The organism is Citrobacter sp. RHBSTW-00599, assembly GCF_013784065.1.
In the GTDB taxonomy this organism is placed as follows: Bacteria; Pseudomonadota; Gammaproteobacteria; order Enterobacterales; family Enterobacteriaceae; genus Citrobacter; species Citrobacter braakii.
In genome coordinates, this window is sequence record NZ_CP056717.1 from 2814595 (window position 1) to 2840462 (window position 25868).

23 protein-coding genes are annotated in these 25868 nt (G+C 52.8%); 5 read left to right on the forward strand and 18 right to left on the reverse strand.

The genetic code is table 11. The features are described 5' to 3' along the window. Nucleotide 1: 1 nt before the first annotated feature. From phsC to ttrS, 8 genes are all read right to left on the reverse strand, one after another. Entirely contained in the window at nucleotides 2-787 is a 786-nt protein-coding gene (gene phsC / locus HV243_RS13745) for a thiosulfate reductase cytochrome B subunit (protein ID WP_053389348.1), read from the reverse strand. Beyond that, on the reverse strand, nucleotides 784-1452 hold the full coding sequence (locus HV243_RS13750; RefSeq protein WP_016152923.1) for a 4Fe-4S dicluster domain-containing protein: 669 nt from the start codon (nucleotides 1450-1452) through the stop codon (nucleotides 784-786). The genes phsC and HV243_RS13750 overlap by 4 nt, the downstream gene beginning before the upstream one ends. A 64-nt stretch (nucleotides 1453-1516) precedes the next feature. Continuing rightward, complete coding sequence (locus tag HV243_RS13755) at nucleotides 1517-2182, reverse strand: YdhW family putative oxidoreductase system protein (RefSeq protein ID WP_016156378.1); 666 nt, start codon at nucleotides 2180-2182, stop codon at nucleotides 1517-1519. Between the two features lie 10 nt (nucleotides 2183-2192). Beyond that, a complete protein-coding gene (locus tag HV243_RS13760; RefSeq protein ID WP_046274686.1) occupies nucleotides 2193-4295 on the reverse strand; it encodes an aldehyde ferredoxin oxidoreductase in 2103 nt (700 codons plus the stop codon). 118 nt (nucleotides 4296-4413) lie between these two features. Continuing rightward, complete coding sequence (locus tag HV243_RS13765) at nucleotides 4414-5040, reverse strand: ferredoxin-like protein (protein WP_053389347.1); 627 nt, start codon at nucleotides 5038-5040, stop codon at nucleotides 4414-4416. A gap of 482 nt (nucleotides 5041-5522) precedes the next feature. Next, the gene (fumD, locus tag HV243_RS13770) at nucleotides 5523-5732 is read right to left on the reverse strand and encodes a fumarate hydratase FumD (RefSeq protein ID WP_003029345.1); all 210 of its coding nucleotides are present in this window, start codon (nucleotides 5730-5732) and stop codon (nucleotides 5523-5525) included. 92 nt (nucleotides 5733-5824) lie between these two features. Further along, nucleotides 5825-6409, reverse strand: a complete 585-nt coding sequence (gene ttrR / locus HV243_RS13775) for a tetrathionate respiration response regulator TtrR (RefSeq protein ID WP_016156376.1) — start codon at nucleotides 6407-6409, stop codon at nucleotides 5825-5827. Further along, nucleotides 6384-8117, reverse strand: a complete 1734-nt coding sequence (ttrS, locus tag HV243_RS13780; RefSeq protein ID WP_223870137.1) for a tetrathionate respiration histidine kinase TtrS — start codon at nucleotides 8115-8117, stop codon at nucleotides 6384-6386. Before ttrS ends, ttrR begins: the two co-directional genes overlap by 26 nt. 227 nt (nucleotides 8118-8344) lie before the next feature. Between ttrS and ttrB the strand changes: the two genes are divergently transcribed. Genes ttrB through ttrA form a run of 3 tightly spaced genes read left to right on the forward strand, consistent with a single transcriptional unit; the run spans nucleotide 8345 to nucleotide 13166 of the window. Then, nucleotides 8345-9079 (forward strand): tetrathionate reductase subunit TtrB, encoded by a 735-nt coding sequence (ttrB, locus tag HV243_RS13785; protein ID WP_053389345.1) that lies wholly within the window; start codon nucleotides 8345-8347, stop codon nucleotides 9077-9079. Continuing rightward, entirely contained in the window at nucleotides 9080-10102 is a 1023-nt protein-coding gene (gene ttrC, locus HV243_RS13790) for a tetrathionate reductase subunit TtrC (RefSeq protein ID WP_053389344.1), read from the forward strand. After that, a complete protein-coding gene (gene ttrA / locus HV243_RS13795; RefSeq protein ID WP_053389343.1) occupies nucleotides 10095-13166 on the forward strand; it encodes a tetrathionate reductase subunit TtrA in 3072 nt (1023 codons plus the stop codon). The genes ttrC and ttrA overlap by 8 nt, the downstream gene beginning before the upstream one ends. A gap of 74 nt (nucleotides 13167-13240) precedes the next feature. Here the strand turns inward: ttrA and HV243_RS13800 are convergent, their stop codons facing one another. Genes HV243_RS13800 through HV243_RS13810 form a run of 3 tightly spaced genes read right to left on the reverse strand, consistent with a single transcriptional unit; the run spans nucleotide 13241 to nucleotide 15758 of the window. Further along, nucleotides 13241-14053: a MetQ/NlpA family ABC transporter substrate-binding protein gene (locus HV243_RS13800; RefSeq protein WP_003029358.1), complete on the reverse strand. Its 813-nt coding sequence runs from the start codon at nucleotides 14051-14053 to the stop codon at nucleotides 13241-13243. A gap of 21 nt (nucleotides 14054-14074) precedes the next feature. Next, nucleotides 14075-14743, reverse strand: coding sequence for a methionine ABC transporter permease (locus tag HV243_RS13805; protein WP_016152914.1), 669 nt, complete (start codon nucleotides 14741-14743; stop codon nucleotides 14075-14077). Next, nucleotides 14736-15758 (reverse strand): ATP-binding cassette domain-containing protein, encoded by a 1023-nt coding sequence (locus tag HV243_RS13810; protein ID WP_053389342.1) that lies wholly within the window; start codon nucleotides 15756-15758, stop codon nucleotides 14736-14738. Before HV243_RS13810 ends, HV243_RS13805 begins: the two co-directional genes overlap by 8 nt. A 1187-nt stretch (nucleotides 15759-16945) precedes the next feature. On the opposite strand from HV243_RS13810, the gene pykF reads away from it, so the two are divergent. Both pykF and lpp read left to right on the forward strand, forming a co-directional pair. After that, nucleotides 16946-18358 (forward strand): pyruvate kinase PykF, encoded by a 1413-nt coding sequence (pykF, locus tag HV243_RS13815; protein ID WP_016152912.1) that lies wholly within the window; start codon nucleotides 16946-16948, stop codon nucleotides 18356-18358. 309 nt (nucleotides 18359-18667) lie between these two features. Then, on the forward strand, nucleotides 18668-18904 hold the full coding sequence (lpp, locus tag HV243_RS13820; protein WP_003029373.1) for a murein lipoprotein Lpp: 237 nt from the start codon (nucleotides 18668-18670) through the stop codon (nucleotides 18902-18904). A gap of 68 nt (nucleotides 18905-18972) precedes the next feature. On the opposite strand, the gene HV243_RS13825 is transcribed toward lpp, so the two are convergent. The 7 genes from HV243_RS13825 to sufA all read right to left on the reverse strand — a co-directional run bounded on the left by HV243_RS13825 (nucleotide 18973) and on the right by sufA (nucleotide 25614). Next, a complete protein-coding gene (locus HV243_RS13825) occupies nucleotides 18973-19977 on the reverse strand; it encodes a L,D-transpeptidase family protein (protein ID WP_016152911.1) in 1005 nt (334 codons plus the stop codon). A 117-nt stretch (nucleotides 19978-20094) separates the two neighbouring features. Beyond that, nucleotides 20095-20511, reverse strand: a complete 417-nt coding sequence (gene sufE / locus HV243_RS13830) for a cysteine desulfuration protein SufE (protein ID WP_016152910.1) — start codon at nucleotides 20509-20511, stop codon at nucleotides 20095-20097. Nucleotides 20512-20523: 12 nt separating this feature from the next. After that, on the reverse strand, nucleotides 20524-21744 hold the full coding sequence (gene sufS, locus HV243_RS13835; protein ID WP_016156370.1) for a cysteine desulfurase SufS: 1221 nt from the start codon (nucleotides 21742-21744) through the stop codon (nucleotides 20524-20526). Then, the gene (sufD, locus tag HV243_RS13840; protein ID WP_053390138.1) at nucleotides 21741-23012 is read right to left on the reverse strand and encodes a Fe-S cluster assembly protein SufD; all 1272 of its coding nucleotides are present in this window, start codon (nucleotides 23010-23012) and stop codon (nucleotides 21741-21743) included. Before sufD ends, sufS begins: the two co-directional genes overlap by 4 nt. Then, nucleotides 22987-23733: a Fe-S cluster assembly ATPase SufC gene (gene sufC, locus HV243_RS13845; RefSeq protein WP_053390137.1), complete on the reverse strand. Its 747-nt coding sequence runs from the start codon at nucleotides 23731-23733 to the stop codon at nucleotides 22987-22989. The genes sufD and sufC overlap by 26 nt, the downstream gene beginning before the upstream one ends. Nucleotides 23734-23749: 16 nt before the next feature. Continuing rightward, nucleotides 23750-25237, reverse strand: a complete 1488-nt coding sequence (gene sufB, locus HV243_RS13850) for a Fe-S cluster assembly protein SufB (protein WP_016152906.1) — start codon at nucleotides 25235-25237, stop codon at nucleotides 23750-23752. A gap of 8 nt (nucleotides 25238-25245) precedes the next feature. Continuing rightward, a complete protein-coding gene (sufA, locus tag HV243_RS13855; protein WP_016152905.1) occupies nucleotides 25246-25614 on the reverse strand; it encodes a Fe-S cluster assembly scaffold SufA in 369 nt (122 codons plus the stop codon). Nucleotides 25615-25868 lie beyond the last annotated feature (254 nt).

Below are 25868 nucleotides of genomic sequence, written 5' to 3' on the forward strand. Positions count from 1 at the left end.
CTTAATGCCGGTGATAGCCATCCACCATACACTTGAAGGTTTCGCCCGGCGTACGACCTGTCGTGCAGAGATAAAGATGCCCAAAAATGAAAAACAGACTGATTATTGCCAGCGCGAAGTGCGCCTGGAGCAACCAGTAACGCACGCCGGGGAACAGGTCACCGACAACCGTCGGATAGAGCGATAACAACCCTGAGATCAGCAGCAGTGGCAGTAAGCCGTACATCACGCCAACATAGGCCGCCTGCTGTAGCGGGTTGAATTTACAACGCTTTGATGCCGGGAATGGGTGTGACTCGCCCTGCATAATGCCAAACAGGTAAAAACGCGTTTGTATTTGCGCTCGTCCGATCCAGCCCTGACGTTGAATAATATAGTGATGCCCGTTGCCGCCAATCAGATTGATCAGGACAAAGCCAATCCAGCAGGCAAGCAGCAAAAAGCCGCAGACCTCATGCACGGTAAGCAGGCTTTTCATCACCGACGCACTGACAGCGGAGAAGTGATTGACCAGGCCACTGACCAGAAGTAGCAGAAATAGCAGCGCATTCGACCAGTGCCACAAACGAACGGCCTTCGAGTATAAATAGACTTTCTCACCGTGCCCTGCCGACACTTTATGCGCGGCCCGAAAGCGCAGCATGGCGTGTAGCGCCAGCACCAGCCACATCCCCACCAGCATTAACCCGGCGATGACCAACCACACAGGCCAGTAGTCCGGTGAAAACAGGGGAACATACTGCGCAAGCTGGGCGTGAAACTGTTCGGCATTCTGCGACGCGTTCATACATTTTCCTTTTTAATCAAATGTTGACCGAACCGACGATACAGATGGGGTTTCCCGGCGCCTGCAAGTTGATGCTCGTAATACTTATTTTCTCTCAACCAGGTCTGAATTTCCGGGCTATCTTCGCGACCAAAAATCAGCGCATGTTCCGGGCAGGCGTTAACACAGATCGGCGGGAAACCTTTCGCCAGACGAGATTCAGCGCAGAAGTCGCATTTATCCGCCACTTTGGTCTGCGGGTTGAGATAGCGCACCTGATAAGGACACGCGCCAATACAGTAACTGCAGCCGATACAGGAAGACGTGTCTACCCGCACAATGCCGTTGTCATCTCGCCATGAGGCGCCGGTCGGACACACCTCAATACAGGGAGCATCATCACAGTGCTGGCAGGACTGACGGAAGTAGTGATACAGCGTTTCGTTGTCGTTGTCCGAAACCGGAATATGAGCTATCGACAAACGGCTACCCTGCGCAGGAACATGGTTGGTTTTCCTGCATGCGCGGGCGCAGATATTACATCCGTTACACAGTGATTCATCGTGAATCATGACGTAATGTACGTCTTTAGAACTCCTGGTACTCGCTAACAGATTTTGACCTGGGCCAGTGAAAAAAATCACCGTCCCCATGCCAATGACAAATTTTCGTCGGGTGAAGGACATCGGGTTATCCTCTAATACTGTGACAGTGGTCGTCCACACGTTCCATGACATCAACCTGAATAATTCAGGGGTTCTGATACTGCTCAACCTCAAGCCATTCGCACAGGCCGTACGCTTTGCCATAACTCATAAAACGTTCGCTGAACAAATAAGGCTCCGCATTTGACGATTCCACAGTCCGTATATCTGCATAATCGGGATGCGTTTCCATGGCCGTGAGCGCAGCGGCAATCTGTTGAGACTCAAAGCGATACGGCGGTTGCGTCAACATGGCGACCTTATAAGGGCGAGGATACGTTCGACAGTCGAAGCGTACCGCCTCGGCAATCGCACGGCAGATGTCGTTTTCCACCACCTGCACACACATGTCGGCGTAATTTGCCGTCATGGTTTGCGTCGAATAGAAATATGCTTCTTCCGCACCCTGCACACAGGTGATATCCGCACCATTCGCGTCCTGGCCCAGCACATCCAGCAGCGCGGAAAGATCGGTTTCAGGAACCGAATAAGGCGGCAGCAAAAAGACACTGCGCGCCACCAGTTGCCCCGATGCTGAATGCTGACGGATAAAATCTGCCACAATCAACTCCGGGCTGGCTGGTTCCTGAACCTGGGGCGCATTCATCTGTTCTACAGGCGGGTGAAACGCCTGCAGCCACTGTCTCTTTCGGCTATCCACTTCGTCAGGAAACGCCTCAACGGGGGTCAGAACGTCGCTCACGTTAGTCATCTCGCATTCCTTACGCCGGCAACAGATCTTGTGCAGCCAAATCAGCGGCTACATCTTCAAGTCCGAGTCGGTTCAGGGTTTCACGCGTTGGGCAACCCAGCTCTGGATCCCAGCCCATTTCCTGATAGAACATCGTCAGCGACTGACGCATATCTTCCCGGTCCATCTTGTCGGTCCCTTCAGTGAAGACCGGGATCTTCGGATCTTTATCAAACACCCAGGAGCAGATGAGATCGTGCTCATTGCGCATATCTTTGGTTTGCATCAATTTGACCGTATAGGCACGGTGCAGGGTAAAGATGCGTTCAGCGGCCAGGTCCAGACTCTCCTGCGTGGTTTCATCGCCGGTGACCGCCTGGAAGAATTTTGCTTCCAGATCCAAATCTCCGCGATAGTTACGGCTCTTGAGTGGTGAAACCGTCATCGGCCACACCCAGTTGCACAGCGTAACCGCGTTATGCAGGCAGACTTTCAGCAGCGTCCATTTGGCGTATTTGATCTTGGCGGCATTGATCGGGGTGTAGTTTTTGGTTTCGTCGTATGCATCCTGCGAACCAAATAGCTCGCCCGCCACTTCGCGCTGTAATTTCAGCGGTAAACCGGAACCGATGAAGTTGATATGGGTGTGCGCCATACAGTCACGGTTAAACATACAGTTGGTGATAGCCCCCACCTGTGCAGAGGCCTCGTTTGCATGGTGGACAGGGAAACCAAACGGCGACCACAGTTTATTTTTGGCATAACCCCAGTACTCTTCGCCCAAATCCCAGCGTTCAGCAATGGCATACGATCCGTCCGCAAGATGGCTGAGTTCCCCCACGCGATGCGCCAACCGGTAGTAAAAATCCTTAATAAAATGAGGATCGCCCGCTTCCAGCTGATCCCAGCGGATCTCCGCATACTCTTCAGCTGGCAGTACGCGCTTAAAGACGCCTTTCGAATAGCAGTAAGTAAAATCACGGTGCAACTGCCCGTAGTTACACCAGATGCCATAATCATCAAACAGGTTCAGACCAATCAGATTTCCCACCACGCGCCCATCGTCTTTATCGTCGAAATCTTTCGGGCCATTGGGGAAAATGGTGGTGTGGACAAAGTTCGCCACGCAGGTGTTACCGCCGGTACTTGGCACGCCAAAATCTTTCACCCGCGGGACATTGAGCTGCGACATACAGCGAATGGGGCATGAATGGCAGCCGCTCATTTTGACCGTGTATTTCTCAGCGGCTGGCCCCAGATCGAACACGGATTTATAGGTACGGAAACCCACGGTATTCTGGTTACCCGGCGGGATTTCCCCGGTTTCGATTGGTCCCCCTTCTGCCGCGCCCCAGAACAGTCCCTTACGGGCCGTCCAGCGCGAGTTTGGCGAAGAGTATTCTGCCCAGGCCTGCGGGGTGCTTGGCACAACGTGGTTGTTGTTGGCACCGATGAGCTCGGTCATCATGTAATCATTGAGCCGCTTCATCTCTTTACGATCGGCAATATTGACCCCTTTGGTCCCTTCTACCGCAATAGCCTTCAGGTTTTTCGACCCCATTACCGCGCCAGTACCTGCGCCTCCGCTGTGGTTGCGACTGTTGATCATGCAGGAGAGCGGCACCAGATTTTCACCCGCCTGACCAATAGCGGCGACGCAGGTTTCCGGGCTGGTAATGCGGCAAATCTCTTCGGTTGTGGCGCGCGTTCCCTTACCCCACAGGAAATCGGCTTTTTCGATGCTGACCTTTTCGTCTTTAATGTTGATCCAGACAGGCGTCGCGGACTTGCCTTCGATAATAATGGCGTCGTAACCGGCGAATTTCATTTGCGCAGCAAAGAAGCCGCCCATATGAGCATCCACCACTAAATTGCCTTTGGTAAAAGTCGATAAGGAGGTGATATTGACGCGGGAGCTACAAGGGGCACCAGAGCCCGTTAATGGCCCGGTGGCGAAAACCAGTTTATTCCCTTCATCGAAAGGCATGGTGCCTGGCGGAACTTCGTCGTACATAATTTTATAACCAAAGCCCATCCCGCCGACAAATTTTTTAAATTTACTGGAATCTTCAAGGGTGATATTCCCCGTGGTGAGATTGACCCGTAAAATATTACCTGTCCAACCATTAGCCATCATGTTTTCCTTTGCAAGAAGGTTTAATAGATATACCCGCCATCCTTCAGGCAGTTTTTTTGCAAAACTGCGATATTTTTGGCAATTAATGGCGCGTATCAGGCATACCTGCTATCTATCAAACAGTAATATCTTTCCACTCGATAATTTTTAATGCCCCAGTCGGACAAGCATTGGCGCACTCCCCACATAACACACATTTTGAGGATTTTTTTGTTTCGGTATTCACGGTCGCCATCATCCACGGGCAGGCGGTGGTACAAGCACTGCAGCCAATACAACGTTTATGATCCACCGCAATACAGCCGTCTTCCTGTTTCCAGGTAATAGCGCCAATGGGGCAGACCTTCATGCATTGCGGATCTTTGCACTGACGACAGGTATCAGCGGTATAGTTTAAATCGCCATACAGTCCGCCACCGGACCCGACGCCATCATCGCCAAAGAAGAAGTTGCGATGGATTTTTATACGGGAAAAGAAAGTCCCCACGGCACCATCGTTATAATTGGTACAGGAAATTTCACAGCGGTGGCAGCCAGTACAGCGCGCTCGCTGGGTCACCAGCACCCCTTTCGGCGTATTGATAAGCCCCACGGTACCGCTGTCGATATCTTCCTGCTTACAACCAAAAAGTGATAACAGTGCAGGGGCGATGGTTAATCCCGCCAAACCTTTTCCTGATATCCGCAGAAATTCAAGCCGCGTTAAACCACAATCTAAAAATTGACGATCAACCTGATTCATTTATTTCGCATCCTCTTCGCAAACGCTGTGTTAGCAACACCTCCAGGCTAAATTAAACCCGTGCAGCTCAAGCCATTTCGGGCGGTTAATGTTGCCAACAACACGTAAATTTTTGCCCTAACCTGATCGCGTAAAATGACGGTGGTTAAACTGAATGAATCTAATCCTTTAGGGTTAGGCGTAAAGATAATGTGGTTATTCAGCGCTCATAGTTTTGATCGTCATCAATTAAAAAACGGAAGGGAAATAATTAATGTGGAGTGAGATTTATTATCATTAAGATAAGTTGAAATAATATTTCACATGCTTTGCAAATATTTGTGACTCTACTCGCATATATATTTTAATATATCACTCGGAATATAACTTAATATACAGCGAAGATTACGCCTCTAATTGCAGCACTAAATTATATATATTGATAAATTAACGTGACGAGAATAAAAGGACGGCGAACGAGACCACCATCCTCTTTTTGTGGATTAACCGGCTAATGCTTTAATTACGGTCTCAATAGCCTGTTTTTCTAACTCGCTGCGCTTCACGCGCTGGTTGGCGAGGGTGGTTCTCAGTACTCCCGCAATGACGATATGCTTAGGCTCTTGTCCCAGATCGCGCATTTCCAGCACTACTTTACCGACTACTCTGCACATTTCACGGTACAACTCATCGTCTTTGGTCTGATTTCCCATTTTTTCCCGCTCGTCATTAACTCAAACCAACAGCATATATCAGTCTGACGGATTAGACAAAATTCAATGAAAATCAAATAAATGTCATAAATTTACTGAATCCTCTGCAGTCGATTAACCAGTTCAGCAAGACTCCCCGCCTGCATTTTTTCCATCACCCGGGCCCGATGAACCTCAACCGTGCGCACGGCAATATTCATAGCATCAGCAATTTCCCGATTCATTAACCCTTTTGCTACCAGTTGCGCCAGTTCTCGCTCCTTTGGCGTAAGCTGCTGATAGCAAACCACGATCTCTTGTCGCGAAAAGGCGGCGTGAGAAATCTGCACTGCATGCTCTAACGCCGCTTGCAGAGGCGCGGCGGAAACCGGCTTTTGCAAAAAATCGACCGCACCGCGTTTCATTTGCTCAACCGCCATCGGCACATCGCCATGCCCGGTGAGAAATACCACCGCCAGCGTACTCTCACGCTGGCGCATGGCTTCATGCACAGCATGCCCATCCAGTACAGGCATACGCATATCCAGCAAAAGTACGCCCACCTGATGCAGATTTGCCTCGGTGAGGAATGTTTCGCCTTGCTCCCAGCAACACACCTCATATCCCAGACTTTCCAGTAAAAACGCGCAAGCCTGGGTGACGGCAATATCGTCATCCAGCAGATGAATGATTGCCACGACGGCCTCCCTCCGGATTTTGCTTAAAATGTAATGTCACTACCACGCCCGCTTTGTCATCTGGAGCCTGATGATTTTTGATCTCAATGTCTCCGTTTGCGTAGCGCACCAGCCGCTGGCAAATGGCTAGCCCCAGCCCCATTCCCTCTTTACGGGTGGTCATAAACGGTTGAAAAGCCTGGTACAGCTGCACCTCATCAATACCTCCGGCGTTATCCTGCACCTGAATACTCACATCACCATCCTCACGCTGAGCGCTAAACCACACTGTGGTTGCCCCCGCCTGAGCGGCGTTGAGAACCACATTGGCCAGTACCTGTTCGAGGAGAACACTTGGCAACGTTAATGTTAACGCCTTACCGATCTGCGTTTGCAGCGCTACCGCCGGGAATTGCTGTGGCATGCGTAATAATTGCCAGACGTGATGGATAGCATCATGAACGTTGACGACCTGCCAGTCATCGGTCATCACCGGATTGCCCTGTGCCTGGCTGACCCACTGGCGAAGATTGTGCAGCGTATCAGCCCCCCGCTGCGCCTGGGTATCAATGTGCTCCAGCGCGGGCAGCAGCGGATGCTGTTGATCCTGACTACGCAGGCGGATCAGACAGCCCTGCGCATAATGACGGATAGCCGATAGCGGCTGATTGAGCTCGTGGGCAAAACCCGACGTCATCTCGCCAAGCACGCTCATTTGGCGAGCGGTTTCCAGCTCCTGTTCCTGTTTGCGCAACAATACGTTGTTTCGCTCCAATTGCCTGCCGCGTCGGCGGACCAGCAGCATCACCCAGATGTAATTGAGCGTCAGCAACAACAGTACGAGAGCCGCGGCCCCCATCGCCAGCCGATGTTGAATAAACCAGCTTTTGACATCCAGCCACAGCTGGCGCTGCTGCGGATGCTGGCGGACATCGCGCAGCAACGCTTCCACTTCGCGGGTCGAGGCGGGCGCCCCCCAGCGAAACGTCGCGTTCTGCGGCGCATTGAACAGGGCCCGCGTGACGCGATCGGCCAGCTCGTCGCTTACCGCAGGCAGTGCCGCAAATGACCAGTCAGGATAGAGCGGCGTACTGGTTAAACAGGGAATCGACGTCGGATGGTTAAGCACCGCCGTAAAATCTGTTTTACGAATAAGCCCTTCTTCGTCCATTTTTTCCAGCAGGCACACCGGCACAATCACCGCCTGCACGGCTTTTTCGCGTAATAAATAGAGTAAGGCATCGGCGGGAAATCCGGTAAACGTCAGGCGCAAATCGCGCTCCGGGCGCAGGCCGGCATCGCTGAGCGCTTTATATCCCAGCAAATAGCCGCCAAATGCCTGAGCATCAATGGCACCCACCGTTTTGCCGATCAGATCGTGTGCGGAGGTTATCCCGCTATCGCGCCTGACGAGGATCGCGCTGCCAATCACATTACTGGTGGCTTTCCCCCCGCGAGTAGAACGGAGTGACGCCAGCCAGCGTAGCGCAGCGCGGCTGTTTAGTTGAACAAATTGCGCCGGATTCGTGACCACAAATTGTACCGTTCCACGATTCACCGCCTCCTGCATCTGCCGCAGGTCCAGCGGTTGAATATGAAACTGTTCGCCGGGAATTTGCTGATTCAACAGGGTTTCCAGCGGCTGCCAGTGATTACGTGTGGAGACCTCCCCACGCATCGCCAAAACGCCAATGTTCCATGTCTGGGCCCTGACCACACCGCTTAGCATCCATAGCGACACCAGCACCGTCAGACATTTTGCTACGTTGCGTCCCACTCAATTATCCCTGTCAATTATGTTGTTTTAGATCAACAACAAGCCGGGTATGTGGTTAACCACAATAGAGTACCCCCCGTCACGATTTTTACACTGTAAATCATCAAGATTCTTTATTCATCACACGCAAACCAACGGCGTGACCAATGTTTCGTTGTTGCATCGTGACGGGAGAAAATATGGACAGCAGTAAACGGCAGTTTCTCCAGCAACTGGGCGCCCTGACCGCTGGCGCATCACTGGTACCCTTGGCTCAGGCGCAATTTCCCTTCTCGCCTGAACGCCATGAAGGCTCACTTCAGCATCGCTACGCCATGCTGGTTGACCTGCGACGCTGTATCGGCTGCCAGGCCTGTACTGTCAGTTGCGCCATTGAAAACCAGACGCCGCAGGGTGAATTTCGCACCCTCGTTAACCAGTACCAGGTGCAGATTGAAGGTCAGCAGAGCGTCACCAACGTCCTGCTGCCGCGGCTGTGCAACCATTGTGATAATCCTCCCTGCGTGCCCGTTTGCCCGGTACAGGCTACCTTCCAACGCGAAGACGGCATTGTGGTGGTCGACAACACGCGCTGCGTGGGCTGCGCCTACTGCGTGCAGGCCTGCCCTTATGATGCGCGGTTCATCAACCATGAAACACAAACCGCCGATAAATGTACCTTTTGCGTTCATCGCCTCGAAGCTGGCTTGCTCCCGGCCTGCGTGGAATCCTGCGTCGGCGGCGCGCGCATCATAGGCGATATCAAAGATCCGCACAGCCGGATTTCTCAAATGCTGCGTGAACACCATGACGCCATCAAAGTCCTGAAACCGGAAAACGGGACATCACCGCACGTGTTCTATCTGGGTCTGGACGAAGCGTTTGTAACCCCGTTGATGGGACGTGCTCAACCCGCTCTCTGGCAGGAGGTTTAAATGAACCATTCACTGGTTATTGAAGAGGTTCTGGCCCATCCCCAGGACGTAAGCTGGTTACCCTGGGCCGTACAATATTTCTTTTTCATCGGCATTGCCGCCTGCGCCGCGCTGTTCGCCTGCGTGCTTCACTGGCGTAAACAAGAGATGCCGGAACTGGAAAACCTGACGCTGTTAATCGCCCTGACCTGCGCGATTACCGCGCCGCTGGCGCTGACCGCTGACTTACACCAAACCGCCCGCGTCTGGCATTTCTACGCCTGGCCGACGCCGTGGTCCTGGATGCCCTGGGGCGCGCTGTTTTTACCGCTCTTTACCGGCTTCTTAGGTCTGTGGTTTCTGGCGCAGCATGTTAAACGGCTAACGCTTAAAAGTTACAGTGTCACTAAGTGGCTGGCGATAGGTAGCGCCTTGTCAGCCATCGGGTTGCTGGTATACACCGGCCGCGAAGTGTCGGTCGTGCAGGCGCGTCCTGTCTGGTTCAGCTACGCCTTTCCGGTTGCGATGTTCCTCAGCGCGCTGCAAACGTTTCTCGCCTTGCTCATCGCCGCGACAAAACGCGAGGGAACATTGACCCGCAAACTGGCGTGGGGGCAGACAGTCACCCTGATGGTACTGGCTTTGGTCGTGGTGATATGGGTGAGCGGCAATACGCTTTCCGGTTCGGCTATTCGCCAATGGCTGAACGTTGCCCCGTTAGCACGACACTACGCCATCGGTTGGGTTGCGCTATGGCTTGTTTCGCTTGTCCTGTGCGGGCTGGTGCTACGTAACCCCTTATCGCTGCCGCTGCGCATATTACTTGCATTTAGCGCGATGGCGCTGTGCTGGCTGATACGCTGGACGTTACTTATCCAGGTGCAGACCATCCCGAAATTTAACGCGCTGTTTAATCCTTACACCCTGCCCGGTGGTACCGATGGCTGGCTGGCCATTGTGGGCACCTTCGGCCTGTGGATAGCACTGATCATTATTGTTCGTGAAGCCCTGAACGCGATCGCAAGGAGAATGCAACATGGCTAATTTAACCCGTCGTCAGTGGCTTAAAGTAGGCCTTGCCGTAGGTGGCATGGTGACTTTTGGCCTGAGTTATCGGGATGTGGCAAAGCGCGCGATAGACGGTTTGCTGGACGGCTCCTCGGGCAAAATTACCCGAGACCGCATCTTTGGTAACGCCCTCATCCCCGAAGCCAATGCCCAGCCGCGCTGGCAGCAGAACCCGCAGCAGGTTATCTCCATGACGCAGTGCTTCGGCTGCTGGACGCAGTGTGGCGTGCGGGTGCGCGTTGACAGCGAACAAGGCAAGGTGTTGCGCATTGCAGGCAACCCCTATCACCCATTGTCTCACGAGCACCATATTGACGCCTCCGTCCCCTTTGCCACCGCAATGGAACAACTGGCGGGCGAAACGGGTCTTGACGCGCGTTCCACGGCCTGCGCCCGTGGCGCAACCTTACTTGAAGGTTTATACAGCCCGTTACGCATTCTCCAGCCCATGAAACGTGTCGGCAAACGCGGTGAGGGAAAATGGCAGCGCATCAGCTTCGAACAGCTGATCAAAGAGGTGGTGGAAGGCGGCGACTTGTTTGGTGAAGGCCACGTTGACGGCTTGCGGGCAATCCATGACACCAACACACCGCTTGATGCCAGGCATCCCGGCTTTGGCCCTAAATCCAATCAACTGCTGGTCACCAATACCAGCGATGAAGGACGTGATACATTTTTGCGCCGCTTTGCATTAAATAGTTTTGGCAGTAAAAACTTCGGCGCTCATGGCGCTTACTGTGGTCTGGCATACCGGGCCGGTTCCGGTGCGTTAATGGGCGATCTGGATAAAAATACCCACGTGAAGCCCGACTGGGACAACGTCAAATTCGCGCTATTTATGGGAACGTCTCCGGCGCAATCCGGTAATCCGTTTAAGCGCCAGGCTCGCCAACTGGCCAGCGCCCGTTTACGCGACGACTTCCGTTATGTGGTGGTAGCACCGGCCCTGCCATTGACCACGGTGCAGGCTGACAATCGCGGCCACTGGCAGCCTGTACGTCCGGGAAGTGACTCCGCACTGGCGATGGGGATGATCCGTTGGATTATCGAAAAACAGCGTTATAACGCCGATTATCTCACCATTCCCGGCGTACAGGCCATGCAGCAGGCCGGAGAAAAAAGCTGGACTAACGCCACGCATCTGGTGATTACCGATGAGCTTCCAACCCTTGCCGGACAGCATTTAACCCTCGCGCACTTGAGTGCAAACGCCGCCCAGGAGCCGGTGGTCATTAACGAGGCCGGCGAAATTGTCGCCGCCAGCAGTTGCCCACGCGCGCAGCTGTTCGTCACCCGCCAGGTCACGCTGGCAGACGGTCAGACGGTGACGGTAAAAAGCAGCTTCCAGTGTCTGAAAGAGTCCGCCGGGAAACTAACGCTGACGCAGTACAGCCAGCAATGCGGCGTGTCTGAAGCTGACATTGGCGCCCTGGCCGACGCGTTTACCCGCCATGGCCGCCAGGCGGCGGTGATTACGCACGGTGGAATGATGGCAGGCAATGGATTTTATAACGCCTGGGCGGTGATGATGCTCAATGCGCTGATTGGCAATCTCAGTCTTGAAGGCGGCGTATTTGTCGGCGGCGGCAAGTTCAATGGCGCCACCGACGGTCCGCGCTACAACATGGACAGCTTCGCCGGGAAGGTAAAACCAAAAGGATTAAGCATCGCGCGCAGTAAAACTGCTTATGAGTCTTCCGAAGAGTATCGCAATAAGGTGGCGGCCGGACAATCGCCCTTCCCGGCCAAAGCCCCGTGGTATCCGTTTGTCGCAGGCCAGCTTACCGAACTCCTCGTCTCGGCGCTGGAAGGCTACCCTTATCCGCTGAAAGCCTGGATCTCAAACATGACCAACCCGTTCTACGGCATCGCAGGGTTGCGCGGCGTGGCGGAAGAAAAGCTCAAGGATCCTGCGCGTCTGCCGCTGTTTATCGCTATTGACGCCTTTATGAACGAAACCACGGCGCTGGCTGATTACATCGTTCCGGATACCCACAACTTCGAAAGTTGGGGATTCAGCGCCCCGTGGGCCGGCGTTGCCAGTAAAGCCACCACCGCGCGTTGGCCGGTAGTGACAGCGGCAACCAGCAGTACCGCTGATGGTCAACCCGCCTCGATGGAATCTTTCTGTATCGCAGTGGCAAAACGTATCGGGCTCCCCGGATTTGGTGACAATGCGATTACCGATCCGCAGGGCAATCACTATCCGTTGAATCGTGCGGAAGATTACTACCTGCGACTCGCCGCCAATATTGCGTTTATGGGCAAAGCACCGGTCGCAGAAGCGCAACCGGAAGACCTGGCGCTGACTGGGGTACAGCGGATCGTGCCGGTGATGACCCAAACGCTGAAAGCCGATGAAATCAGCCGGGTGGCGTTTATCTACTCCCGCGGTGGGCGTTTTGCGCCAGACAACAGCGGGCGGGTTGAGAATCGGATAGGCAATGCGTGGGAAAAACCGCTACAAATCTGGAATGCGGACGTCGCCGCGCACCGCCATGCAATTACCGGCGAGCGCTACAGCGGCTGCCCGGCCTGGTATCCTTCACGCCTGTCAGATGGGCGTGCGGTCGAGGAGTTGTTCCCGGAACAAGAGTGGCCGCTGAAACTGATTTCTTTTAAATCCAATACCATGTCCAGCGCCACGGCGGTGATCCCTCGTTTGCATCATCTGAAGCCGGTTAATCTGGTGGCGCTTAATCCGCAGGATGGTCAACGGTATGGTTTAGCGCATGGCGATATGGTGCGTATCACCACGCCTGGCGGTCAGGCGCAGGCGCAGATAAGCCTGCTTAATGGCGTGATGCCGGGCGTGATCGCCATTGAACACGGTTATGGGCATAAAGAAATGGGCGCGGCGCAGCATACGCTCGACGGCAAGCCGATGGCGTTTGACGCACAAATAAGGTCGGGGATTAATCTCAACGATTTGGGCTTTGCGGATCCTACCCGGCAGGTAGCCAATACCTGGCTTGACTGGGTGTCAGGTGCAGCGGTGCGCCAGGGTTTACCAGCGAGGATTGAGCGAGTGAAACTCTAGCGCCGGATGGCCACACCAACGCGTTTTATCCGGCCTACAGAACCTCGTAGGCCGGATAAGGCAAAGTCAGCGGATCAGTTATTTACCGGGATCACCGCACCTTTATATTTGGTGCGGATCCAGTCCTGGATCTCTTTTGAGTGCAGGACATCAACCAGCGCCACGATATCTTTTTTCTTCTCGTCGCCACGATGCACGGTAATGATGTTGGCATACGGGTTGTTTTCACCACTTTCGACGGCGATAGGATCTTTTACCGGATCCAGCCCGGCGTCGATGGCGTAGTTGGCGTTAATTACCACCGCATCGCCTTCGTCATTGTTATACATCTGCGGTAACAGCGCGGCTTCCACGTTAGGCAGGAACTTCAGTTTTTTCGGGTTCTCGACGATATCGCTAATGCGCGCGGTGACTTTATCCACGCCCGGCTTCAGCTTGATTACGCCCTCTTTTTCGAAAATCGACAGAATACGGCCTTCTTCAGATACCGCATCGCGCATGATGACCTTGCCGCCTTCCGGCAGATCTTTAAGCGATTTCACTTTTTTCGAATAGATCCCAATTGGCTCGATGTGAATCGCTCCGGCGCTGACGAAATCATAGGTTTTATCGCCCGCATGATCTTTAATCACGCTGTTCAGGTACGGAATATGCTGGAAGTAGTTAGCGTCAATCTCACGGCCAGCCAGCGCGGTGTTGGGCAGAATGTAATCCTGGAACGGCTTAATCTCTAAATCGATCCCCTGCTTCGCCAGAATAGGCTTAGCCTGCTCAAGGATCTCCGCGTGCGGCACGTTTGAGGCGCCAACGGTCAGAGTATCAGCCCAGGAGGCAAAGCTCAGGGCGCTTAAGGTTGCTGCGGCGAGTAACGTCAGTGATTTTTTCATGATAATGGTTTCCGTATTTTATTAGCGTTTATCTAACAGAGAGGTGATCACATCGCCGCAAAGCTGGATGATGAAGACAATGAGCAAAATCGTCACCGTCGCCACCAGCGTGACGTCGCTGTGGTTGCGCTGGAATCCTTCCAGATAGGCCAAATTCCCTAAACCACCGGCGCCAATCACCCCTGCCATCGCGCTGTAGCTGACCAGCGCAATCAGTGTCACGGTGATCCCGGACACCAGAGCAGGAGAGGATTCCGGCAGTAAAACCCGAAAAATAAGCGTGCTTAGCCGTGCGCCCATCGAACGCGTCGCCTCAATAACCCCTTTGTCGACTTCACGCAGGGCAATTTCGACCAGACGCGCATAAAACGGTGCGGCCCCTACAATCAGCGCAGGCAACGCGGCATTAGCGCCGAGAATGGTGCCAACCATCGCTTTGGTAAACGGGATCAGCAGCACGATCAGAATGATGAACGGGATGGAACGAAAGATATTCACCACCAGCGAAATAACGCTATACACCGCGCGATTGTGAAACAGTCCGCCGCGTGCGGTCAGGAACAGCGCCAGACCAAGTGCAACGCCCAGGACAAAGGTCGCCGCGCCAGAAAGAACCGTCATGTAGAGCGTTTCCTGGGTTGCTGCCAGCAGTTGTTCCCACTTCAGATGAGGAAACAGTTCTTCAGCCATGGTTGATCACCTCGCCTTCAATGTCGCTCTGGCGCAGATCGGCCAAAATATTGTTCAATTGTTCCTCAGAAGCCACAACGTGCACCCAAAGCTGACCAAACACACCGTGCGCGGTTTGCGTCATCTTGCCGTGTAAAATGTTAAACGGCAGGCCATAGCGCAGGGTCAATTCGCCAACCACCGGCCGATGCGTACGTTGCCCGGTAAACGTTAGCTTGATCACCACACCGCCCAGCTCGCTGGCCAACTGTGGGTTAAACTCATCTTCCTCGGTGTACTGACTCACCTGACGAACGAACTGTCGGGTGATCGGCTGTTGGGGATGGGTAAAGACGTTGAGCACGTCGCCTTCCTCAACGACCCTGCCGTTTTCCATTACCGCGACGCGATCGCAGATTTTGCGTACCACGTGCATTTCATGCGTGATCAGCACAATGGTTAATTTGAAGCGGTGATTAATATCGAGCAGCAAATCGAGGATCTGATCGGTAGTTTGCGGATCCAGCGCCGAGGTGGCTTCGTCACACAGCAGAACGTCAGGGTTGTTCGCCAACGCACGGGCAATTCCTACCCGCTGTTTTTGCCCACCGCTCAGCTGAGACGGATACGCATTTTCACGACCGCTCAGCCCCACCAGCGAAATCAGTTCAGCAACTCGCGCTTTAATTGATGCTTTTGGCGCTCCAGCAATTTGCATAGAGAACGCAATATTTTCACTAACCGTTCGTGACCACAGCAAATTGAAGTGTTGAAACACCATGCTGATTTTCAGTCGCGCCTGACGTAAAGATTCCCCACGGGCGGCAGAGATATCGTGGCCGTTAATCGTTACGCTGCCTGAAGTCGGTTTTTCCAGACCATTAAGTAAGCGTATTAAGGTGCTTTTCCCCGCCCCGCTGTAACCAATAATTCCGTAAATCTGTCCCTGTTCAACCGTCAGGTTGACGTTATCGACAGCGGTAATGGCAAGCCTGCCTGGCGTAAACACTTTCGAAATATTTTTCAGGACAATCATGTCGTTTAGGTATCCGCTGCTGCTTATTGTTCTGCTGCTAGCGCTTTTGGCTGTTTAGCAGTATGGATGTCCAAACGAGTTTAATCAGTGAGATTGGCTTTTAAAATGAATTAAAACGCATTTGATATAACTTTTAGAAATATGTTGGTTTGGTCGGCGTTATACACAAAAAGTCAGGGATTGGGATGTAATGCTTGTCAGTTAAGCATTATGGAGAACATATGATTTCGGCTCAGGGTTCCGTTCACCTCAGTGGTATCAATTCTATGAGGCTCAGATACCCGTGAACGTGCAAGAGAGGCTCACCGCCGCCTCCCTTGCAACCCTGCGGGCAGACCCGGTCAGCCGTCAACGCCTCATCGATTTTCAGCCGGACCGGGGTCATCGCTGCAACGCTCTGACTTCCAGTTAACTCTGTTTTGCTGTTCAGATAAAAAACGCAGGTGGTCAGGTGTGGGCTGGTCCGGCTGAAAATTGCCGACGTGTTTCCGTAAGGCCGGGAGAACCCGCAGGGATGCGGGTTCAGGGCGCGTTTTGCAGGGAGGCTACCTCGCGCCCGGCCCGGTAGCCAGGAGGAATAAACGGAGGGGACCGCGGAGCGGCAATTTTCCCGCCGGGAGCCGGGATTGTTAAGGGTACGGCGATAGTACCCTTAACACGTTCACTGGAATCGTGTTTCAGAGAAACGATGAACATGAGGTGAACGGAACCCTTTCTCTGCGATGGGATGTTCATTACCTCCGCCAACACATGTTGATGCTTTCTGAAACTTAGGTGTTAGCTGAACGGCATTGGGATGACAATTACACCTTGTTGCGCAACAAATGCTGCTGCGAATAACCTCTTTATCCATACCTGGAAACAAATTAATGAATATTTTCTGTAAAACTGCACAGAAGTGTTTTGAAACGCTGTTTCCATTTTCCTTTTTGATAATTTTCAGCGTATAATGCGCGCCAATTGTCTCTTGAATGGTTTCAGCACATTGACCTGTAAAACTCAACGACTACAAAACTCACCATCCCGTTGGGCTGAAACACAAGCACACATTCCTCTGCACGCTCTTTCGATGTCACCTATCCTTAGTGCGAGGCATCACAACTTTCGTAACTCAGGTTTAGCTTCCCGTCCGTGCGCGGCGGGAGCCAGATTTCCATATCCTTCTCAACTTAAAGACTAAGACTGTCATGAAAAAGACGAAAATTGTTTGCACCATCGGTCCGAAAACCGAATCCGAAGAGATGTTAACCAAAATGCTGGACGCGGGCATGAACGTCATGCGTCTGAACTTCTCCCACGGGGACTATGAAGAACACGGTCAGCGCATCAAGAATTTGCGCAACGTCATGAGCAAAACCGGCAAGAAAGCCGCAATCCTGCTCGACACCAAAGGTCCGGAAATCCGTACCATCAAACTGGAAGGCGGTAACGACGTTTCCCTGAAAGCGGGCCAGACCTTCACCTTCACCACCGACAAATCCGTTGTCGGCAACAACGAAATCGTTGCTGTTACTTATGAAGGCTTCACTAAAGATCTGTCCGTCGGCAATACCGTTCTGGTTGACGATGGTCTGATCGGCATGGAAGTTACCGCTATCGAAGGTAACAAAGTTATCTGTAAAGTGCTGAACAACGGCGACCTGGGCGAAAACAAAGGCGTTAACCTGCCGGGCGTTTCCATCGCGCTGCCAGCACTGGCTGAAAAAGACAAACAGGACCTGATCTTCGGTTGCGAGCAAGGCGTTGACTTCGTTGCAGCATCCTTTATCCGTAAACGTTCTGACGTCGTTGAAATCCGTGAGCACCTGAAAGCGCACGGCGGCGAAAACATCCAGATCATCTCCAAAATCGAAAACCAGGAAGGCCTGAACAACTTCGACGAAATCCTCGAAGCATCTGACGGCATCATGGTTGCTCGTGGCGACATGGGCGTTGAGATCCCGGTTGAAGAAGTTATCTTCGCGCAGAAGATGATCATCGAAAAATGTATCCGTGCACGTAAAGTCGTTATCACTGCGACCCAGATGCTGGACTCTATGATCAAAAACCCGCGTCCGACCCGCGCTGAAGCCGGTGACGTAGCGAACGCCATCCTCGACGGTACCGATGCAGTAATGCTGTCTGGCGAGTCTGCAAAAGGTAAATACCCGCTGGAAGCCGTCACCATCATGGCAACCATTTGTGAGCGTACCGACCGCGTGATGACCAGCCGTCTGGACTTCAACAACGACAGCCGCAAACTGCGCATCACCGAAGCCGTTTGCCGTGGCGCAGTTGAAACTGCAGAAAAACTGGATGCTCCGCTGATCGTTGTAGCAACCCAGGGCGGTAAATCTGCTCGCGCAGTACGTAAATATTTCCCGGATGCCACTATCCTGGCGCTGACCACCAACGAAACTACCGCGCGTCAGCTGGTGCTGAGCAAAGGCGTTGTTGCACAGGTAGTTAAAGAAATCAGCTCTACCGATGATTTCTATCGTCTGGGTAAAGAAGTCGCTCTGGAAAGCGGTCTGGCTCAGAAAGGTGACGTTGTGGTGATGGTTTCCGGTGCACTGGTTCCGAGCGGCACGACCAACACGGCATCCGTTCACGTGCTGTAATAATTCCAACGCGAATTAATTTGCTTAAAAAAGCGCCCTGGTGGCGCTTTTTTTATTTTATCGATAGCTACAATTAATAAAAAATCAAATCGGATTTCACTATCTAATCCGTGATTATCTAAGATGAATCCGATGGAAGCTTTCTGTTTTCACTCGGGTTTTTAGCCGTTTTTGCACAATTCGATGCTTCTTTGAGCGAACGATCAAAAATAAGTGCATTCCCATCAAAAAAATATTCTCAACATAAAAAACTTTGTGTAATACTTGTAACGCTACATGGAGATTAACTCAATCTAGAGGGTATTAATAATGAATCGTACTAAACTGGTACTGGGCGCGGTAATCCTGGGTTCTACTCTGCTGGCAGGTTGCTCCAGCAACGCTAAAATCGATCAGCTGTCTTCTGACGTTCAGACTCTGAACGCTAAAGTTGACCAGCTGAGCAACGACGTGAACGCAATGCGTTCCGACGTTCAGGCTGCTAAAGATGACGCAGCTCGCGCTAACCAGCGTCTGGACAACGCAGCTACTAAATACCGCAAGTAATAGTATCTGTGTAATAAAAATGGCGCACATTGTGCGCCATTTTTTTTGCTCTGAATTTCCCTTCCCTGTTATTGCGTAGCACGCACCTCTGCATCCTCTCCCGGCACGCCATTCTGTGCAGACTTCACTTCCGCGCCATTGCTTACGACCGACGCTTGCCCGGCCGTTACGGTGACCGGATAGCCGGCACGACGATACAAGGCTCTTTCCACCAAACTATTATCCACGGCTTTATTGTCTTTAAACTGGGTAAAACCGGCTGGCAGCACATACGGCATGGTCTGGACGTTTTGCTCCTCCTCCGGCGACAGCGGTCGATGCACCTCGACATAGCGCATTCCGTTCGGCTCTATCGAATATTTTATCGGCTCATTAATCACCCGAACCGGCGTTCCTGTCCGGACCTGAGCAAACAGTGCTTTGATGTCCGGCGCGTTCATGCGAATACACCCAGAACTTACGCGCAGTCCCACGCTGTCCGGCGCACTGGTGCCATGGATCAGATATTCACCGTTTCCATGCGCCAGACGCAGTGCAAAGCGTCCTAACGGATTATTTGGCCCGGCAGGCACTACCGGCGGTAATGTTATGCCGCGCTCCAAAGAGCGTTTACGGATGCCTGCTGTAGGGGTCCAGGTCGGATTCGGGATTTTCTGCCCAACCCGGGTTTCCATTACCGGCGTTTCCAGCCCCTGCAAACCGATACCAATTGGGAAAACCTGAACAATATTCTCTCCCGGCGGGAAGTAATACAGACGCAGTTCCGCCAGATTCACAATAATGCCTTCTCGTGGTGCATCCGGTAGCAGTAATTGCGAGGGAATAGTAATCAGCGTTCCGGGTTTAGGTACGGGGGCAATAGTATTATTGGCTTCAAGGATCAGCATTGCGGCGGTATCAAACTTACGGGCAATCGCCTGTAGGTTTTTATCGCCTTCCTGCACGGTGTAGGTTTGATTTTGCCCAACAAGACGGCTGTTCGCCTGAGGCAAAGGATAATCGACCGCCCATGCGGCCTGAATAGCGCTGTAAGCGCCGATTAGCATTAACGTAATAACAGACGCGCGTTTCATACTCACCCCCCTGGCGTTCCTGCCGGACGGCGTCGAGCGCCCGATCCGGCCTACGAGTCACTGCGTTGCACTACCTCACTCTTTCACGTCGAGCTGAAATTGACGTGTTTTATCAGTTTAGCTAAGAGTTGCGGCTTTGGTGCGAATAGCCCGAATCATCGCCTCCAGCCCTTGTGAACGAGACGGTGTGAGATGCTGTGCGAGCGCCATTTTTTCAAACCACGGACGCACATCAAAATTCACAATATCCTGGGCCGTCATGCGGTCATATAAAATGAATACGACAGCGATAAGCCCTTTCACAATTGCCGCATCGCTGTCGCCCTGTAATTCAATAATTCCTTCAGCATTCTGACGCATGACAATCCATACCTGACTTTGACAGCCCTGGATGCTATTTTCCGTATTACGATCGTCGTCGTTTAATTCCGGCAAACGCTGACCCAGTTCAATAATGTACAGGTATTTCTCTTCCCAATTAGCGCAACGCAGAAAATTACGCAACAACTTTTCTTTATCCGGCAGCGCAGCCATAACGCCTCCCTGTTATCCCAGTAAGTGATGAATACGCTTGAGGCCCGTTACCAGGCGATCCACTTCTTCGTGGGTGTTGTACATGGCAATCGACGCCCGGCACATCGCAGGAACGTTATAGTAGGCCATCAGCGGCATAGCGCAGTGATGCCCTGTCCGCACGGCGATGCCATAGTTATCAAGAAAACTTCCGACATCATAGGCATGATGTTTGCCGAGGTTAAACGCAATCACCCCCAGACGATTATCCGGCCCGTAGAGCGTTAAATCCGGCACATCCGCCAGCTGTTCCAGCGCATAGCGCATCAGGAATTGTTCATATTCGCTGATTTCAGTAAGCCCCAGCGCGGAAACATATTCAATAGCCGCGCCGAGTCCAATAATTCCCCCGGTGTTTGGCGTTCCGGCTTCAAACCGCCAGGGGGCTTTGGCCCACGTCGTCCCCTGGCTCAGGCTCACCGTCGCAATCATCGACCCTCCGCCTTCCCACGGCGGCATCTCCTGCAGCAACGACTCTCTGGCATACAGAACGCCAATACCGGTTGGCCCGTAGAGCTTGTGCCCAGAGAAAACATAGAAGTCGCAATCCAGCGCCTGCACATCAACCTGATGATGCATAACTGCCTGTGCGCCATCCACCAGCACTTTCGCGCCGTATTGATGCGCCAGCTCAATCATCTCAACCAATGGGTTTTCCGTGCCCAGCACGTTAGACACATGGGTAATCGCCAGCAGTTTCGTGCGATCGTCAAACAGCGTCGGCAACGTTTCCAGTTGCAACGTCCCCTCTGTATTGAGCGGAATAACGCGCAGTTCTGCACCTACGCGGGCGCACAACATCTGCCAGGGCACAATATTGGCGTGGTGCTCCATTTCGCTGATGATAATGTTATCGCCCGCCCGCACATTGCTGCCGCCCCAGCTGTTAGCTACCAGGTTGATACCTTCCGTTGTGCCGCGAACAAACACCAGTTCTTCAGCTGAACGGGCGTTGATAAACAGCGAGGCGAGCTTGCGCACATTCTCCATTTTTTCCGTGGCCTGCGCGCTCAACGTATGGATCCCGCGGTGGACCGCGGCATAGCCGTGACGGTAAAACTCGGCTTCGGCATCAATCACCTGGTTAGGCTTTTGCGCGCTGGCGGCGCTATCCAGATACGCCAACGGTAAACCGTTCACTTCACGCGTCAGGACCGGAAAATCAGCCCGCACTTTTTCAATGGGAAATGTCATGCTACGCCTCCCGGCAAGCGTTGGGCGATCCGTGCCAGGACCTGTTGTTTCAGCGTTTCCTCGCCCAGGGCTTCCGTCAGCTCAGCGGCAAACGCATAGAGAATCATTTGTTGGGCATCCTGCTGGCCGATCCCGCGCGAACGCAGATAGAACATCTGCTCGTCGTCGATCCGCCCTACCGTCGCCCCGTGGCTGCATTTCACGTCGTCGGCATAAATTTCAAGCTGCGGCTTGGTATCCACTTCCGCCAGTTTTCCGAGCAGCAAATTATTGTTGGTCATCTGACCGTCGGTTTTAATGGCGTGCTGAGCGACGTTGATCAGGCCATTGAATACCGCGCGCCCCTTATCGCTGACAATCGTTTTATGCAGTTGTCGACTGTTGCAATATCCCTTGTTGTGCGCAAGCCAGGTGCGGGTATCGCAGACTTCATTTTTCACCGGCATCGCCAGGCTGTTAAGCCGAAGCGTGGTGTTTTCGCCGTTAAGCTGGGTGCTGGTGTTATGGCGCAACACCGCATCACCGAGTAAAAAGCTGTGGCTGGCGGCCGTGGCATCAGCGCCCAACTGAATATCATTATGCGCGAAGTGGTGGCTGAGCGGATTCTCAAACGCCAGTTTGATGTGACGCAAGTGTGCGTTTGCCGCGACGTTCATCGTTAATCGTGCACCGGTAAAATGGCGATATTCGCTGAGGCTGACATAGTGTTCAATGACGGTGGCTTCTGCGCCTTCTGCCAGATCCAGATGGTGGCGATAGTGCGCCGTGTTCACCTCATCACCCGCCAGCCCCTGGGTAATGTGCAGCAGCAGCAACGGTTTTGCCGGTCGCTGGTTACGCTTCACCTGAATGTGCGTTACGCTGCGGGAGAGGCTTTCGGTCAGGTGCAGAAAGACTTCCGGTTGGATAGCCGCCGGTAGCGACTGGCGCACATCATCAACGGTAATGTTAAAACCGCTACCTTCCACGCTGTCGCTGAGCGTTGGACAGAATTGCCCGTCAACAAACACCAGGCGGACAGCATCAATAGCCGGCGCTAACGCTTCACACTGGGCGGACGTTATCTCAGTGACATGACTGACAAACTGGCTGTTGGTTAATCCTTCCAGCGGCGTGTATTTCCAGTCCTCATGCTTACGCGTTGGCAGTCCCAAACGCAGCATCTGCTGCAGGTGCTGCTGGGCATGGTACGAGCGCGTCTCCCTTTGCGTTTCAAACAGATGATGCCACTGTTGCAGCACGTTACTGCTGTTCGCTAAGCCAGCCATAACCTTGCTCCTCCAGTTGTTTGACCAGCGTGAAATCGCCGGATTTCACAATTCGCCCCTGGTAGAGAACGTGCACATAATCGGGTTTGATGTAATCCAGGATGCGCTGATAGTGGGTGACGATAATGAATGAACGTTGCCCGTCGCGCAGCGAGTTCACGCCATCCGCAACGACTTTCAGCGCGTCGATATCCAGCCCGGAATCCGACTCATCAAGAATGCACAGTTGAGGTTCCAGCACCGCCATTTGCAAAATGTCATTACGCTTTTTCTCGCCACCGGAGAAACCAACGTTGACCGAACGCGTTAGCAAATCTTCCGGCATCTTCAATAACGCGATTTTCTCTTCCATCAGATCCTGGAAGTCAAACCTGTCCAGCGACTCTTCGCCACGGTAACTGCGCACCGCATTCAGTGCCGTTTGCAGGAAAAATTGATTACTGACGCCGGGGATTTCTACCGGATACTGAAATGCCATAAAGATCCCTTCACCGGCCCGGTCTTCGGGTGACAGTTCCAGTAAATCCTTACCGTTAAATTCTACCGTCCCGCCGGTGACTTCGTAGTCATCGCGCCCGGCGAGCGTTGCGGAAAGCGTACTTTTCCCGGAACCGTTCGGCCCCATAATGGCGTGTACCTCTCCGGGGCCAATATCCAGGCTCAGCCCACGCAGGATCGTCTTATCTTCCACACTGACCTGTAAATTTTTAATGCTTAACATGTGCTTTCCTTAAATTTTAACCGACGCTGTGTTCAAGACTTATGGCGAGAAGTTTTTGCGCTTCAACGGCAAATTCCAGCGGCAGTTCAGAGAACACGTCTTTACAGAAACCATTAACGATCATCGAAATGGCATCCTCTTCGCTGATGCCGCGCTGCAAACAGTAAAACAGCTGGTCTTCACCAATGCGCGAGGTCGTGGCTTCATGCTCAAGCTGGGCGCTGTTGTTACGACACTCCACATACGGGAAGGTGTGCGCTCCACAATCCGCGCCAATCAGCATCGAGTCGCATTGGGTATAGTTGCGGGCGTTGGTTGCGGTCGGCATGATCTTCACTAAGCCGCGATAGCTGTTTTGACTGTGTCCCGCGGAGATCCCTTTCGAGATAATGGTCGATTTGGTGTTCTTGCCGATGTGGATCATCTTGGTGCCGGTATCGGCCTGCTGATAACCACTGGTCAGCGCGACGGAGTAGAATTCGCCGATAGAGTTGTCGCCGCGCAGAATACAGCTTGGGTATTTCCAGGTAATGGCCGAGCCGGTTTCCGACTGCGTCCACGACATTTTGCTGTTTTCGCCTTCGCACAGGGCGCGCTTGGTGACGAAGTTCAAAATGCCGCCGGTGTTACCGTCACCAGGGAACCAGTTTTGTACCGTCGAGTATTTCACTTCGGCATCTTTGTGGATGATGACTTCCACCACCGCGGCATGCAGTTGGTAGCTATCGCGTACCGGGGCTGAACAGCCTTCGATATAGCTGACGTAACTGCCCTCATCCGCAACCAGAATGGTGCGTTCAAACTGACCGGTTTTTTCCGCATTTATACGGAAATAGGTCGACAGTTCCATTGGGCAACGCACACCTTTCGGGACATAAATAAACGTGCCGTCGGAGGCCACCGCCGCATTCAGCGCCGCAAAGAAATTGTCATTACCCGGGACAACCGTACCCAGATATTGTTTTACCAGCTCAGGGTGATCGTGAATCGCCTCACCAAACGAACAGAAAATAATGCCCTGTTCCGCCAGTTTATCGCGATAAGTTGTCGCCACCGACACCGAGTCAAAAATAGCATCAACCGCCACCTCTTTGCCTTCGCGGACCGGCACGCCAAGCTGCTCGAATGCGTCCTCAACTTCTTTACTTAAAAACGCATTCGCCCCCGTTTGCTGCACCGCGCCCGGCTCAGACGCGCAGGTTTCATCGCAATTACCGCAGGACGGCGCAGAGTAATAACTGTACTCCTGGTAGTTCAGCTTATCGTAATGCGCTTTTAGCCAGTGCGGCTCTTCCATGGTTAGCCACGCTTTAAAGGCATTCAGGCGAAATTCCAGCATCCAGTCGGGTTCATTACGTTTTGCCGAAATCGCGCGCACGACATCTTCGTTGATCCCTTTCGCCAGTTCATCGGTTTGTAGATGGGTGAAGAAGCCCTCTTTGTAATTAAGGTGCCCGCCAGCCCAGGTGTTGACATCGTCAGTTGCTTCAGTATTACGAGACATAGTACCGCCTATACCCCAAAACTTTCGCCACAGCCGCATTCGTTCTGGGCTTTCGGGTTATGAAATTTAAATAGCTGATTTAATCCTTCGCGCACGAAATCAACTTCTGTGCCGTCGATAAACGGCATCGCCTGTAACGGTACATAAAGTCTGGCCCCCTCCGTTTCAAACAGCAGATCGTCTTTTTCCGCCTGGCGAACGGTGTCCAGCACGTAGCCAAATCCCGCGCATCCCGTTTGCTTCACGCCTAAACGCACGCCTAACATGTCGGGTTGCTTTGCCACCAGCTCGCGGATGTGCGCCGCAGCCGCTGGCGTTAACGTCAGACCACGCCAGGCAAAATCGTCCGGGTTAAATGTTCCTGAATGCAATTCCATAGGGTTACCTCGAGTCACTAGCTTTCAAGCTATAACAACATGTTAGTGATAATGATTATCACTTCAACCCCTCAACAGCAGGGGCATTCGGGTTAATCGCCCTTTTTGACCCCTTTTACTAAGCATAGACCCTGCTGCGTGGGTTAACAGGGATGGATTTTTTTGTTCAATGCATTGATTAATAATGGATTAAGTAATTTCAATCGGCGAGACAGGTCGATAATCAAAAGATGTATAGAAAATGACTATTTCTG

What these genes read in the sequence shown, in the direction of transcription:
- pykF (WP_016152912.1), top strand. Translation starts at nt 16,946, where the DNA reads ATGAAAAAGACGAAAATTGTTTGCACCATCGGTCCGAAAACCGAATCC.
- fumD (WP_003029345.1), bottom strand. Translation starts at nt 5,732, where the DNA reads ATGGGAAATCAGACCAAAGACGATGAGTTGTACCGTGAAATGTGCAGA.
- sufC (WP_053390137.1), bottom strand. Translation starts at nt 23,733, where the DNA reads ATGTTAAGCATTAAAAATTTACAGGTCAGTGTGGAAGATAAGACGATC.
- HV243_RS13825 (WP_016152911.1), bottom strand. Translation starts at nt 19,977, where the DNA reads ATGAAACGCGCGTCTGTTATTACGTTAATGCTAATCGGCGCTTACAGC.
- lpp (WP_003029373.1), top strand. Translation starts at nt 18,668, where the DNA reads ATGAATCGTACTAAACTGGTACTGGGCGCGGTAATCCTGGGTTCTACT.
- ttrS (WP_223870137.1), bottom strand. Translation starts at nt 8,117, where the DNA reads ATGCTAAGCGGTGTGGTCAGGGCCCAGACATGGAACATTGGCGTTTTG.
- sufA (WP_016152905.1), bottom strand. Translation starts at nt 25,614, where the DNA reads ATGGAATTGCATTCAGGAACATTTAACCCGGACGATTTTGCCTGGCGT.
- ttrA (WP_053389343.1), top strand. Translation starts at nt 10,095, where the DNA reads ATGGCTAATTTAACCCGTCGTCAGTGGCTTAAAGTAGGCCTTGCCGTA.
- ttrC (WP_053389344.1), top strand. Translation starts at nt 9,080, where the DNA reads ATGAACCATTCACTGGTTATTGAAGAGGTTCTGGCCCATCCCCAGGAC.
- HV243_RS13805 (WP_016152914.1), bottom strand. Translation starts at nt 14,743, where the DNA reads ATGGCTGAAGAACTGTTTCCTCATCTGAAGTGGGAACAACTGCTGGCA.
- sufE (WP_016152910.1), bottom strand. Translation starts at nt 20,511, where the DNA reads ATGGCTGCGCTGCCGGATAAAGAAAAGTTGTTGCGTAATTTTCTGCGT.
- phsC (WP_053389348.1), bottom strand. Translation starts at nt 787, where the DNA reads ATGAACGCGTCGCAGAATGCCGAACAGTTTCACGCCCAGCTTGCGCAG.
- HV243_RS13760 (WP_046274686.1), bottom strand. Translation starts at nt 4,295, where the DNA reads ATGGCTAATGGTTGGACAGGTAATATTTTACGGGTCAATCTCACCACG.
- HV243_RS13800 (WP_003029358.1), bottom strand. Translation starts at nt 14,053, where the DNA reads ATGAAAAAATCACTGACGTTACTCGCCGCAGCAACCTTAAGCGCCCTG.
- ttrB (WP_053389345.1), top strand. Translation starts at nt 8,345, where the DNA reads ATGGACAGCAGTAAACGGCAGTTTCTCCAGCAACTGGGCGCCCTGACC.
- sufB (WP_016152906.1), bottom strand. Translation starts at nt 25,237, where the DNA reads ATGTCTCGTAATACTGAAGCAACTGACGATGTCAACACCTGGGCTGGC.
- HV243_RS13750 (WP_016152923.1), bottom strand. Translation starts at nt 1,452, where the DNA reads ATGTCCTTCACCCGACGAAAATTTGTCATTGGCATGGGGACGGTGATT.
- HV243_RS13765 (WP_053389347.1), bottom strand. Translation starts at nt 5,040, where the DNA reads ATGAATCAGGTTGATCGTCAATTTTTAGATTGTGGTTTAACGCGGCTT.
- sufS (WP_016156370.1), bottom strand. Translation starts at nt 21,744, where the DNA reads ATGACATTTCCCATTGAAAAAGTGCGGGCTGATTTTCCGGTCCTGACG.
- HV243_RS13755 (WP_016156378.1), bottom strand. Translation starts at nt 2,182, where the DNA reads ATGACTAACGTGAGCGACGTTCTGACCCCCGTTGAGGCGTTTCCTGAC.
- sufD (WP_053390138.1), bottom strand. Translation starts at nt 23,012, where the DNA reads ATGGCTGGCTTAGCGAACAGCAGTAACGTGCTGCAACAGTGGCATCAT.
- HV243_RS13810 (WP_053389342.1), bottom strand. Translation starts at nt 15,758, where the DNA reads ATGATTGTCCTGAAAAATATTTCGAAAGTGTTTACGCCAGGCAGGCTT.